Source organism: Acidimicrobiales bacterium (assembly GCA_035533595.1).
Lineage (GTDB): Bacteria > Actinomycetota > Acidimicrobiia > Acidimicrobiales > Bog-793 > DATLTN01.
The window spans coordinates 22205-34786 of sequence record DATLTN010000031.1; the positions used below are offsets into that span (position 1 = coordinate 22205).

Annotated in this window: 10 protein-coding genes; 7 read left to right on the forward strand and 3 right to left on the reverse strand. The window is 73.4% G+C overall.

The window, feature by feature from the left end; translation table 11 throughout:
- Positions 1-249: 249 nt before the first annotated feature.
- From VNF07_06035 to aroE, 7 genes are read left to right on the forward strand one after another with little or no spacing between them, the layout of a single operon-like run.
- On the forward strand, positions 250-2514 hold the full coding sequence (locus tag VNF07_06035; GenBank protein HVB05788.1) for a bifunctional (p)ppGpp synthetase/guanosine-3',5'-bis(diphosphate) 3'-pyrophosphohydrolase: 2265 nt from the start codon (positions 250-252) through the stop codon (positions 2512-2514).
- The gene (hisS, locus tag VNF07_06040; GenBank protein HVB05789.1) at positions 2511-3785 is read left to right on the forward strand and encodes a histidine--tRNA ligase; all 1275 of its coding nucleotides are present in this window, start codon (positions 2511-2513) and stop codon (positions 3783-3785) included. The genes VNF07_06035 and hisS overlap by 4 nt, the downstream gene beginning before the upstream one ends.
- Positions 3782-5578, forward strand: coding sequence for an aspartate--tRNA ligase (aspS, locus tag VNF07_06045; protein ID HVB05790.1), 1797 nt, complete (start codon positions 3782-3784; stop codon positions 5576-5578). Before hisS ends, aspS begins: the two co-directional genes overlap by 4 nt.
- Before the next feature lies 1 nt (position 5579).
- Positions 5580-6953, forward strand: coding sequence for a replication-associated recombination protein A (locus VNF07_06050; GenBank protein ID HVB05791.1), 1374 nt, complete (start codon positions 5580-5582; stop codon positions 6951-6953).
- On the forward strand, positions 6943-9561 hold the full coding sequence (alaS, locus tag VNF07_06055; protein HVB05792.1) for an alanine--tRNA ligase: 2619 nt from the start codon (positions 6943-6945) through the stop codon (positions 9559-9561). Before VNF07_06050 ends, alaS begins: the two co-directional genes overlap by 11 nt.
- Positions 9561-10028, forward strand: a complete 468-nt coding sequence (ruvX, locus tag VNF07_06060) for a Holliday junction resolvase RuvX (protein HVB05793.1) — start codon at positions 9561-9563, stop codon at positions 10026-10028. The genes alaS and ruvX overlap by 1 nt, the downstream gene beginning before the upstream one ends.
- Complete coding sequence (gene aroE / locus VNF07_06065; protein HVB05794.1) at positions 10025-10876, forward strand: shikimate dehydrogenase; 852 nt, start codon at positions 10025-10027, stop codon at positions 10874-10876. Before ruvX ends, aroE begins: the two co-directional genes overlap by 4 nt.
- 26 nt (positions 10877-10902) lie before the next feature.
- Here aroE and VNF07_06070 read toward each other — a convergent pair whose 3' ends face one another.
- From VNF07_06070 to VNF07_06080, 3 genes are all read right to left on the reverse strand, one after another.
- A complete protein-coding gene (locus VNF07_06070; GenBank protein HVB05795.1) occupies positions 10903-11094 on the reverse strand; it encodes a ferredoxin in 192 nt (63 codons plus the stop codon).
- A gap of 30 nt (positions 11095-11124) precedes the next feature.
- Positions 11125-11562 (reverse strand): hypothetical protein, encoded by a 438-nt coding sequence (locus VNF07_06075; protein ID HVB05796.1) that lies wholly within the window; start codon positions 11560-11562, stop codon positions 11125-11127.
- Positions 11563-11698: 136 nt separating this feature from the next.
- Positions 11699-12580: a mechanosensitive ion channel domain-containing protein gene (locus VNF07_06080; protein HVB05797.1), complete on the reverse strand. Its 882-nt coding sequence runs from the start codon at positions 12578-12580 to the stop codon at positions 11699-11701.
- Positions 12581-12582 lie beyond the last annotated feature (2 nt).

The following is a 12582-nucleotide window of genomic DNA, read 5'->3' on the forward strand; positions in this document are numbered from 1 at the left end:
AACTGTAGTGGCGGTCGGCAGTTGCTCGGAATGCGTTCCTGGGCCCCGGCCGACGGACACGGCTGCGTGGGCCCTCGGTCGAGGGTTCCGCAGGCACGGAGCCGTGGCAGTCTCTTCCCGGCCCGGCCCGGCCCGGCCCGGCCCGGCCCGGCCCGGCCCGGCGCGGCCCCGAGGACCTCGCGGCCCGAGGGGCACGGGCGCCGCGCCGCCATTCAGCTTCAAATCCGGCCCCAGCCGATAATCTGTCTCATGGCCCTCGTGGACCCGCTCACCGAGGCAGCGGCGCCGCCTTCGGCGGGCGCGTCTGGCCACGGCGTCTCCGCCGAGACGCTGCTCGGCCTGCTCGGCACGCACCGCCCCTCTGACGACCTCTCCGCCGTGAAGGCCGCCTTCGACCTGGCCTGCAAGGCGCACGAGGGCCAGACCCGCCTGTCGGGCGAGCCCTACGTCACGCACTCGATCGCCGTGGCGGAGATCGTCGCTGGCCTCGGGCTCGATGCCACCTCGGCCGCGGCGGCGCTGTTGCACGACGTGGTCGAGGACACCGAGGTGAGCCTCGGCGAGATCGAGTCGGCCTTCGGACCCGTGATCGCGCAGATTGTCGACGGGGTCACCAAGCTCGACCGCCTGCACTTTTCCTCGAAGGAGGCGCAGCAGGCGGCGACGGTCCGCAAGATGCTCGTGGCGATGGCTAAGGACTGGCGGGTCCTCGTGATCAAGCTCGCCGACCGCCTGCACAACATGCAGACGCTCTCGGTGATGCCGGAGTGGAAGCAGCACCGCACCGCGCAGCAGACCCTCGACATCTACGCGCCCCTCGCGCACCGCCTCGGCATCGAGGAGATGAAGTGGCGGCTCGAGGACCTCTCCTTCGCCTCGCTGCACCCCAAGCGCTACGCGGAGATCGCGCAGATGGTGGCGACGCGCGCGCCGCGGCGCGAGCCCGAGCTCGCCCTCGTGATCGAGATCCTGCGCGGCCGCCTCTCGGCGCTCGGGATCGACGCCGTCGTCACCGGACGCCCGAAGCACCTGTGGAGCATCTACGAGAAGATGGTGCTGCGGGGCAAGGAGTTCGACGAGATCTACGACCTCGTCGGCATCCGCATCGTCGTCGAGTCCGAGAAGGACTGCTGGGCGGCCCTCGGCTCGGTGCACGCGTTGTGGCCGCCGGTGCAGGGACGCTTCAAGGACTACATCAACTCGCCGAAGTTCAACCTCTACCAGTCGCTGCACACGACAGTGGTGGGGCCGCAGGGCAAGCCCCTCGAGATCCAGATCCGCACCCAGGAGATGCACCGCCGGGCGGAGTTCGGGATCGCCGCCCACTGGGGCTACAAGGAGGACACCACCCACCCAGGGAGCTCGCACTCCTCCGAGGACATGGCCTGGCTGCAGCGGATCGTGGACTGGGAGCGCGACACCCCCGACCCGATCGAGTTCCTCGAGACCCTGAAGCTCGACCTCGACCAGGGCGAGGTCTACGTCTTCACGCCGAAGGGGGCGATCGTCACCCTCCCGACGGGAGCCACGCCGGTCGACTTCGCCTACGCGATCCACACTGAGGTCGGCCACCACTGCATCGGGGCGCGGGTGAACGGCCGCCTCGTCCCCCTCGAGAACAAGCTCGCCTCGGGGGACACCGCCGAGATCTTCACGTCCAAGGTGCCGACGGCCGGGCCGAGCCAGGACTGGCTGCGCTTCGCCGCCTCCCCGCGGGCGCGCAACAAGATCCGCCAGTGGTTCTCGCGCGAACGGCGCGAGGACGCGATCGAGAACGGCCGCGACGAGCTCGCGAAGGCGCTGCGGCGCGAGGGCCTCCCCGTGCAGCGCCTGTCCAGCTCGGCGGCCCTCGGCGAGCTCGCCGAGGAGATGGGCTTCGTCGACCTCGACGGCCTCTACGCGGCGATCGGCGAGGGGCACTGCTCGGCGCGCGGCGTGGTGCAGCGGCTGCAGCGGGATCTCGTCGGCGGAGAGGAGCAGCTCCCGACGACGGTCCTGCAGACGCGGCGGCCGAGCGCGCGGCGCGGCGGCTCGGCGGGTGTCTACGTCGAGGGCCTCGACGACATGATGGTGCGCCTCAGCCGCTGCTGCACCCCTGTCCCCGGCGACAAGATCATCGGCTTCGTCACCCGCGGGCGGGGCGTCTCGGTCCACCGCGAGGGTTGCGTGAACGCGACCGCCCTCACCGGTGGCGACAACGAGCGCCTCATCGAGGTCGAGTGGGACGACTCGCAGTCGGGTGTCTACGTCTCGGCGATCGAGGTCAAGGCCTTCAACCGGTCACAGCTCCTCGTCGACGTGGCGCGCGTGCTCGCCGAGCACCACGTGAACATCATCTCTTCGTCGTCGCGCATCGCAGCCGATAGGGTCGCTGCGATGCGTTTCGAGTGTGAACTCGCCGACGCCGCGCACCTCGACTCCGTCCTCGGCTCGCTCCGCCAGCTCGAGGGCGTCTACGACGCGTACCGCCTCCTCCCCGGCGGTGGTCGCAGCCTCCAGCCCGCCGGGAAGTGACCGCCTTTCAGGCACCCACGGGCACGCGTGACGTGCTCGCTCCGGAGAGCGCGCGCATCGAGCAGCTCGTCGCGACTTTCGCCGGGCTCTGCAGGAGGGCCGCCTACGGCCTCGTGCTCTCGCCGATGTTCGAGGACGCGGGGGTCTTTCGCCGTGGTGTCGGGGAGGCCTCCGACGTCGTGACCAAGGAGATGTACGAGTTCGAGGACCGCGGCGGCCGCCTGCTCGCGCTCCGCCCCGAGGGGACGGCATCAGTCGTACGCGCCTACGTGCAGCACCGCCCGCCGGTGCCCTTCAAGTCCTGGTACGTGACGCCGGCGTTCCGCTACGAGCGGCCGCAGGCGGGCCGCTACCGCCAGCACCACCAGTTCGGCGTGGAGGCGATCGGATCGGCCGACCCCGACCTCGACGTCGAGGTCGTCGCCCTCCTCGACGAGTACCTGCGAGCCGCCGGGCTCTCGAAGCTCGTGCTGCGGATCAACTCGATGGGCGACGACGAGTGCCGTCCGGGGTATCTTGCGGCGCTCGAGGTCTTCCTCGCGGCGCACGCCGACGAGCTCTGCGGCGAGCACCGCGAGGGGTGGGCGCGCAACCCGCTGCGGGTGCTCGACTGCAAGCGGGAGGAGTGCGTCGCGCTCCGCCCCGAGATGCCCGTCCTCTCCTCGATGCGCTGCGACAACTGCGAGCACCACTTCGCGCGCGTCGTCGCCGGCCTCGACGCGCTCGGCGTCGGCTACCAGTTCGACGACTTCCTCGTGCGCGGCCTCGACTACTACACGCGCACGACCTTCGAGTTCGGCTCGCTCGCCCTGCAGTCCGCGCAGAACGCGGTCGGCGGCGGCGGCCGCTACGACAAGCTCGTCGCCGCCCTCGGCGGCCCCGAGACGCCGGGCATCGGCTTCGCGACCGGGATCGAGCGGGTGCTGCTCGCCCTCGACGCCGAGGGCGCCGCGCCGGCGGGCGAGGACGGGGTCGACCTCTTCGTCGTCGACCTCACCGGCGGCGCCTCGGCGCGCGACCTCACCCACCAGCTCCGCCGCCTCGGCTTCTCGGCCGAGCGCGCCTTCGACCAGCGGTCGATGAAGGCCCAGCTCCGCCAGGCCGACCGCTCCGGCGCGACCGTTGCGATCATCGTCGGCGAGGACGAGCTCGCCCGACGCCAGGTCACCGCCCGCGTGCTGCGCGGCCCCGACGCCCACCACCAGGAGTCCTTCGACGTGGACGACCTCGCCCCTTCCCTGCAGAAGCTGCTCGCCGGGGCGCGCCCGTGAGCGGCCCCCGTCCGCTCGGGCTGCGCACCGACTACTGCGGGGCCCTCGGTCCCGACGACGTCGGCCGCGAGGTCGCGATCTGCGGCTGGGTGGCGCACCGCCGCGAGCACGGCGAGCACCTCGCCTTCGTCGACGTGCGCGACCACACCGGCCTCGTGCAGTGCGTGATCGACACCCGCCTCACGGTGCGCAGCGAGTACGTAGTGCGCGTCACCGGGTCGCTCAGGCTGCGGCCGGAGGGGACCGAGAACCCCGAGCTCGCGACGGGCCTCGTCGAGCTGTCCGACTGCGAGGTGGAGATCCTCTCCGAGGCCCAGCCGCCGCCGTTCGTCATCGACGGCCACAGCGAGACAGACGAGAGCGTCCGCCTCCGCCACCGCTACCTCGACCTTCGCTCGACGCGCATGCAGCACAACCTGCGGCTGCGCGCCCGCATCAACCAGGCGCTGCGTGAGCAGATGGCGGCCCAGGACTTCCTCGAGATCGAGACCCCGTTGCTCTGGACTCCGACTCCCGAGGGGGCGCGGGAGTTCGCGATCCCCTCCCGGCTGCAGCACGGCGCGTTCTACGTCCTCCCGCAGTCGCCGCAGATCGCGAAGCAGCTCTCGATGGTCGGCGGGATGGACCGCTACTACCAGATCGCCCGCTGCATGCGCGACGAGGACCTGCGCGCGGACCGCCAGTTCGAGTTCACCCAGCTCGACCTCGAGGCCTCCTTCGTCACCGAGCGCGACGTGCGCGACGCGGTCACCGCCGCGCTCTACGCGGCGGTCGAGGCGGTGCGCGGCGAACGGCCGGAGGCTCCCGTCGAGATGACCTGGGACGAGGCGCTCGACCGCTTTGGCTCGGACAAGCCGGACCTGCGCTTCGCGATGGAGCTCGTCGAGCTCACCCCCGCGCTCGAGAAGACCGAGTTCAAGGCCTTCCGGTCGGCCGACGAGGCGCACCCCGCCTCGGTGCGGGCGATCGTCCTTCCCGGTGGCGCGGAGCTCGGGCGCGCCCGCCTCGACGCGCTCATCGAACGGGCCAAGGCGCTCGGGGCCAAGGGCCTCGTCTGGATGCGAGTCGTCGCTGGCGTAGAGGGGCCCGACCTCGAGTCGCCGATCGCGAAGTTCCTCTCCGACGCCGAGCGCGCCGAGATGGTCCACCTCTGCGGCGCGGCCGCCGGCGACCTGCTGCTCATCGTCGCCGACGAGCACCGCACCGCCTCGCAGGTCCTCGGCCAGCTGCGCGTCGACCTCGGCCGGCCGCCGGTGAGCGAAGGGCCGCTCCGCTTCTGCTGGGTCGTCGACTTCCCGCTCTTCGAGGGCTACGACGAGGCGGGGGACCTCGTCGCCGCGCACCATCCCTTCACGATGCCGAAGCCGGGCGACCTCGAGAAGTTCGACTCCGACCCCCTCGCGGTGCGCGCCCAGTCCTACGACCTCGTGCTGAACGGCTGGGAGCTCGGCTCGGGGAGCATCCGCATCCACCGCCCCGACATCCAGGCGAAGGTCTTCAGCGCGCTCGGCATCTCCGACGAGGAGGCAGCGGCGCGCTTCGGCTTCCTGCTCGGCGCCTTCGCCTACGGCGCGCCCCCGCACGGCGGCTTCGCCGTCGGCCTCGACCGCTTCGTCGCGGTGCTCGCCGGCGAGGAGAACATCCGCGAGGTGATCGCCTTCCCGAAGACCCAGTCCGGGACCGACCTCATGACCGGCGCCCCCCGCGCCCTCGGCGCCCGCCAGCTCCGCGAGCTCGGGATCAACGTCGTCGTCCCCCCCGAAAAGGGGGGAGCCCCCTCCGGGCCGGGCTGAGTTGCCGACCGGCGGCGGGAGCCTCTTTGACGCCGCGGCCGCGAGCGAGCTCGAGTCGCGTGCGCCGCTCGCGGCGCGCCTGCGCCCCCGCCGCCTCGACGAGGTCATCGGCCAGCGCCACCTGCTCGGCGAGGGCGCGCCCTTCCGCCGTCTCGTCGAGAGCGACCGCCTCTCCTCGGCGATCTTCTTCGGCCCCCCGGGGACCGGCAAGACCACCGTCGCCCGCCTCGTCGCCGACACCTCCGCGAAGACCTTCGTACAGCTGTCCGCCGTCTCGGCGGGGGTGAAGGACGTCCGCGAGGAGCTCGAGGGGGCGCGCCGATGCCTCGGCGAGTCGGGGCGGGGGACGATCCTTTTCCTCGACGAGATCCACCGCTTCAGCCGCGCCCAGCAGGACGCCCTCCTCCCCGGCGTGGAGGAGGGCGTCGTCGTGCTGATCGGGGCGACGACCGAGAACCCCTTCTTCGCGCTGAACGCCCCGCTGCTCAGCCGCTCCACCCTGTTCCGCTTCGAGCCGCTCACGCGCGACGACCTCGAGGCGCTCGTCGGCCGCGCCCTCGAGCGCGAGGGAGCCTCCGCGGCGCCGGACGCGGTGGCCGCCGCCTGCTCGCTCGCCGAGGGCGACGCGCGCGGCGTGCTCACCTCGATCGAGGTCGCCGTCGCGATCGCGCGCGGCAGGGGCGAGCCGCCGGTCGTCACCCTCGCCGACGTCGAGGCGGCGCGCACCACGCGCGCGCTGCGCTTCAGCCCCGACGACCACTACGACATGGTGAGCGCCTTCATCAAGTCGCTGCGCGGCTCGGACCCCGACGCCGCCGTCTACTGGATGGCCCGCCTGCTCGCGGCCGGCGAGGACCCCCGCTTCGTCGCCCGCCGGATGGTGATCCTCGCGAGCGAGGACGTCGGCATGGCCGACCCGACGGGGCTCGTCGTCGCGACCGCGGCCGCCGAAGCGCTGGAGCGCGTCGGCCTCCCCGAGGCGGCGCTCAACCTCGCGCAGGCGGCGGTGCACCTCGCCCTCGCGCCGAAGTCGAACGCCACCGCGAAGGCGCTCTGGGCGGCGCAGGCCGACGTCGAGCACGAGCCCGCCGGCGCCGTCCCCGAGCGGCTGCGCGACGCCCACTACAAGGGGGCCACGGCGCTCGGCCACGGTCGCGGCTACGAGTATCCTCACGACGACCCGCGGGGCTTCGTCGAGGGCGTCTACCTGCCGAAAGAGCTGGCTGGACGGCGGTACTTCGTGCCCAGCGCGCACGGCCGCGAGGCTGAGCTCGGGGCACGCCTGGAGGCGCTGCGCCGTGGCGAGGCGCCCGACGGAGAGCCCGAGAGACAGCCCGACGGACCGAGAGAGGGAGGTGGCAGCGATGAGCGTTGAGGCGGAGCGGCTGCGCAGCACCTTCAGCGAGTTCTTCACGAGCCGCGAGCACACCCTCGTGCCCTCGGCGGGGCTGATCCCACACCACCCGCGCGCCCCGATGTTCACTAACGCCGGGATGAACCAGTTCCTCCCCTACTTCCTCGGGGAGGAGGCGCCCCCCTTTCCGCGAGCGACGACGGTGCAGAAGTGCGTGCGGGTGCGGGGCAAGCACGACGACATCGAGCTCATCGGCCGCACCACCCGCCACGGCAGCTTCTTCGAGATGCTTGGCAACTTCAGCTTCGGCGACTACTTCAAGGCCGATGCGATCGCTTACGCCTGGGAGCTGCTCACCGACGTGATCGGCCTCAACCCGGAGCGCCTGTGGGTGACCGTGCACACCTCCGACGACGAGGCCGAGGCGCTGTGGCGGGGCATCGGCTTCCCCGCCGAACGCATCCAGCGCCTCGACGAGGACAACTTCTGGGAGATGGGCGAGACGGGCCCCTGCGGCCCTTGCTCGGAGATCGCCTACGACCGCGGCGACGCCTTCGGTCACGACGGCGGCCCCGCGCTCGGGAGCGACGAGCGCTTCCTCGAGATCTGGAACCTCGTCTTCATGCAGTTCGACCGGCAGTCCGACGGCACCCTCGAGCCGCTGCCGCGCCCGAACATCGACACCGGCTTCGGCCTCGAGCGGGTGCTCACCGTCGTCGAGGAGGCGCCGAGCGTCTGGGAGACGAGCCTGCTGCGGCCGATCATCGCCACCGCCGAGGTGGCGACGGGCGTGACCTACGGCAAGGGGGGCGAGGCCGACGTCGCGCTGCGGGTGCTCGCGGACCACGCGCGCACGATGGCCTTCCTCGTCTCCGACGGCGTCTTCGCCTCCAACGAGGGGCGCGGCTACGTGCTGCGGCGGATCATCCGCCGGGCGGTGCTGCGCGCCCAGCAGCTCGGTGGCGAGGGCCTCGTGATGCCGAAGGTCATCGAGGGCGTGATCGCCGAGATGGCCTCCGCGTGGCCACAGCTCGTGCGCGACGCCGGCCTCATCACCACCGTCGTCGCCCACGAGGAGGAGGCCTTCCGCCGCACCCTCCGCCAGGGAAGCGCGCTCTTGGAGGAGGAGCTGGAGAGCGGCGGCGAGCTCTCGGGGGCGGTCGCCTTCCGCCTGCACGACACCTTCGGCTTCCCGATCGACCTCACCAACGAGATCGCTGCCCAGCGGGGCGTGACCGTCGACGTCGCGGGCTTCGAGGCCGAGATGGAGCTGCAGCGCGCCCGCGCCCGCGCCGGGGCGCGCGCGGGCAAGGGCGACAGCGGCCTCGCCGAGGCGGCGCGCGGCGTGCTCGAGGAGTTCGGCCCGAGCGAGTTCGTCGGCTACCGCCGGGAGGAGGCCGACGGCCGCCTGCTCGCGGCGCTCGAGCGCCCCGAGGAGGCCTTCAGCAACTTCGACGGCGAGGCCTTGCCGGAGGGCGCGGTGCTCCTCGACCTCTACCTCGACCGCACCCCCTTCTACGCGGAGGGCGGCGGCCAGGTCGGCGACACCGGGCGGATCACCGCCCCCGAGGGGACCTTCCGCGTCCTCGACACGACCGTCGCCACCGAGGGCCTCGCCCGCCACACCGGCTACTTCGAGCAGGGCTCGATCGAGGCCGGCTCGCCGGTGCACGCTGCCATCGACGCGGCGCGCCGGCAGGCGATCCGCCGCAACCACACCGCGACACACCTGCTGCACGCGGCGCTGCGCAAGGTGCTCGGCGACCACGTGAAGCAGCAGGGCTCGCTCGTCGCCCCCGACCGGCTGCGCTTCGACTTCAGCCACTTCGCGGCGCTCAGCGCCGAAGAGCTCGCCGAGGTGACCGGCCTCGTGAACGCCGAGGTGCTCGAGAACGAGCCGGTCCGCACCTACGAGACCTCGCGCGGCGAGGCCGAGCAGTCGGGGGCGATGGCCTTCTTCGGCGACAAGTACGGCGAGGTGGTGCGCGTCGTCGAGACCGGCGGCGTCTCGGTCGAGCTCTGCGGTGGCACCCACGTCGCCGCCACGGGGACCATCGGCCCGCTGCGCATCGTCTCGGAGGCCTCGATCGGGGCCAACACGCGGCGCATCGAGGCGACGACCGGCACCGCCTCGCTCGAGGGGATCGCCGTGAACGACGCGCTGCTCGCCGAGTTCTCCGAGGCGCTGCGGGCGAGCCCCGCGGAGCTGCACGACGCCCTCGGCCGCCTCCTCGAGCGGGAGCGCTCGCTCGAGGAGGAGCTGAAGAAGGTGCGCGGCGCGCAGTCCCGTGACGAGGCGAAGAGCCTCGCCGCGGGGGCTGAGCGCGGTGTCGTCGTCGCCCGCCGCGACGCGCTCGAGCCGGCGGCGCTGCGCGACCTCGCGCTCGCGGTGCGCGACGACCCCGCGATCGGCGCGGTGGCGCTCGTCGGCTCGCCCGACGGCGAGAAGGTGGCGCTCGTCGTCGCCACCACGGCGGGGGGGGCCGACGCGCGCGCCCTCGCCTCCGAAGCGGCGCGCCTCGTCGGCGGCGGGGGCGGCGGCTCGCCCGAGCTCGCGACGGCCGGCGGTCGCGACCCGTCGGGGATCGACGCCGCGCTCTCGCTGCTGCGCGAGCGCCTCGGGGCCTGATGGCCGGCACGCCCCCCGCGCTGCCGGCGCGCGGCCGGCTGCTGGGGGTGGACCTCGGCACCGTGCGCATCGGCATCGCCGTCTCGGACTCAGCGCAGCACATCGCCCTCGCCCACGAGGTCCTCCGCCGCTCCGACGAGCCCGCGCGCGACCGCCTCGCCGTCGCCGGGCTGGTCGAGGAGTTCGGCGCGGTCGGTGTGGTCGTCGGGCTGCCGCTCCGCCTCTCCGGTGAGGTCGGTCCCGCGGCGCGCGACGCCCTCGGGGAGGTGGAGGCGCTCGCCGCGGTGCTCTCGGTCCCGGTGGTGACGGTCGACGAGCGCCTCTCCACCGTCGAGGCGACCCGTCGTCGCCGCGAGGGCGGCGGCAGGGGTCGCCGGCGCGCCGTCGACGACGCCGCGGCGGCGGTCCTCCTGCAGGGCTACCTCGACCGCCGCATCGCCGACGCGGCGCGCGCCGCCGCGCCGTGAACGGGTGCCCCCCGCTCTCGGGGGCGACGCGGCTGTGCGCGCTGATCGGTGATCCCGTCGCGCACTCGCTCTCGCCGCTGCTGCACGAGGCCGCCTACGCGGCGCTCGGCGTCGACCTCCGCTACCTCGCGTTCTCGGTGGCGCCCGGCGAGGCCGCCGCCGCCCTCTCCGGCGCGGCCGCCCTCGGCCTCGTCGGCCTCTCGGTGACCACCCCCCACAAGGACGGGATTGCCGCCGCCGCCGACACGAGGAGCGCCGTCGTCGAGCGCCTCGGGGCGGCGAACACCGTGGTCTTCCGCCAGGGCCTCTCCGTCGCCGAGAGCACCGACGGCCCCGGCCTGCTCGACGACCTTGCCCGCGCCCTGTCCTTCTCGCCGGCGGGCGCCCGCTGCGCCGTGCTCGGCGCCGGGGGGGCGGCGCGCGGCGTGGTGGTCGCGCTCGCCGACGGCGGCGCCGAGTCGGTGCTCGTCGTCAACCGCACGCCGGCGCGGGCGCGCACCGCGGCGGCCCTCGCCGGCGAGCGCGGCCGGGTCGGCGAGGCGGCTGAGCTCGGTGGGGTCGACCTCGTGGTGAACGCCACCTCGCTCGCCCTGCAGGCCGGTGGTGAGGCAGAGGCCCTCGGCGCCTCGTTGGCGGCGGCGCTGCGGCCCGGTCAGCTCGCCGTCGACCTCGCCTACCACCCGGCCCGCTCGCCCTTCCTCGCCGCCGCCGCGACGCGTGGCGCGACGGTTCGCAACGGCCTCGGGATGCTCGTCCACCAGGCGGCGCGCCAGGTGGAGCTCTTCACCGGCGGCGAGGCGCCGGTCGCGGCGATGTGGGCTGCGGTGGGGGAGCGGCCGACCAGCTGAGGCGGCCGCGCCTGCGGCCGGGGTGGTCAGCCGGTGAGGGTGATCGCCTCCGCGGGGCAGCGCAGCATCGCGGTGCGCGCCGCCTCGATGCGCCCGTCGGGGACGGGATCGACGAGCACGTGCGCGATGCCGTGCTCGTCGACGCGGAACAGATCGGGGGCGACGTCCTCGCAGATCGCGTGGCCGACGCAGATCACCTCGTCGACGACGAGCCTCACCGGGCGGTCCCGAGGCCGCGGCAGCGCGCCTCAGCCACGCGGCGTGAGGTCGAGGTCCGAGGAGGCGTCCGTCGGGACCTTCCAGACGAGGTAGCCGTGGTCGAACTCCTCGTGGTTGGCGTTCACCGAGAGGGTGAGGTCCTCCCAGGCCTCGGGGAACTTCTCCCACTCCTCGGCGTCGACGACGGCGCGCACCTTGGCGAGGTCCTCGGAGATGAACTTGTCCATCGCCTCCTGGTACTGGGGGCGGACGAGCACCGAGAGGCGCAGCGTCTTGGTGAGCTCGCCGATCTGGTGCAGGCAGACGCGACGGTTCTTCGCCACCCCCGCCTGGTGGGCACGCGTCGCGCGGTCGGAGATCTCGAGCATGAACTTCGCGAGCCCGCCGTGCAGCTCGGCGAGCTGGTCGAGGCTGAGCTCGGCGCGCCCGTTCGAGGCGACGTGCTGGTGGTCGGTGGCGTCGGACATCTGGACCTCCGTGCTTGGCGGCGTGGCCGCGGCGGGACCTGGCGGCCCGGGCACGGGCCTGTTCCCCGGCGACAGTAGTCAGAAGTCGCGACCCGGTGGCGCGGGCGCCCGGCGGGGGCGCGCCCGGCGGGGCGCCTCAGTTCACCGGCACCGGCAGCATGTGCTCGGCGGCGAGGCGCTCGACGACGGCCTGGCGGAGCACGCGGGCCACGTCGTCGGCGGCGAGCGGCGCCGTCTGCACCTCGAGGTCGATCGTCACCTGCTGGGCGGCCACGTCCGAGACACCGAGGACGTGCACCCCTGAGCGGAGCTTGCCCTCGAGCTCGGGGGCGTCGAGGGCGGTGGTCGCCGCCTCCTCGATCGCCCTCGTCGCGTCCGGGATCGAGACGCCGGTCGCGATCGCGACCCTCACGAGGGCGCGCGACCAGTGGCGCGAGCTGTTGCCGAGCTTCAGGATCTGCCCGTTCGGGATGTACCAGGCGGTGCCGTCCGCGGTGCGCAGGCGGGTGACGCGCAGCGAGACCTCCTCGACGGTGCCGGTGGTGGTGTCGTTCACGGTGACGAGGTCGCCGATGCGGTACTGGTCCTCCATCAGCATCAGCATCCCGGAGAGGAAGTCGCGCACCAGGCTCTGCGCGCCGAAGCCGATCGTCGCCCCGATCACCGTCGCCCCCGCGAGGAAGGGGCCGAGATTGATGCCGACGACGGCGAACACCGTGAGCAGGGCGATGATGCCGATCGCCACCCGCCAGGCGTTGGCGACGATCCGCAGCACGGTGTCGACGCGGCTCGCGTGCGCCGGGTCGGCGCCCGGCTGCAGGATGCGGCGGACGCGCCCGGGCCCCTTGCGGATGAGGCGCGAGCCGAGGTGCGAGGCGAGCAGGCCGACCACGACGACGAGCAGCACGGCGAGCGGTCGCGAGGCGAGGTCCTGCCAGCGCTGGGCCTGCGACGGGTCCACGCCGATGCCGTGCAGCACCTCGTAGAGGTAGCCACCCCGCGAAGCGCCGATGATCACGG

Excerpts from the sequence above, each read along its gene's own strand:
- VNF07_06035 (HVB05788.1), top strand. The coding sequence starts at position 250 with ATGGCCCTCGTGGACCCGCTCACCGAGGCAGCGGCGCCGCCTTCGGCG.
- alaS (HVB05792.1), top strand. The coding sequence starts at position 6,943 with ATGAGCGTTGAGGCGGAGCGGCTGCGCAGCACCTTCAGCGAGTTCTTC.
- ruvX (HVB05793.1), top strand. The coding sequence starts at position 9,561 with ATGGCCGGCACGCCCCCCGCGCTGCCGGCGCGCGGCCGGCTGCTGGGG.
- VNF07_06075 (HVB05796.1), bottom strand. The coding sequence starts at position 11,562 with ATGTCCGACGCCACCGACCACCAGCACGTCGCCTCGAACGGGCGCGCC.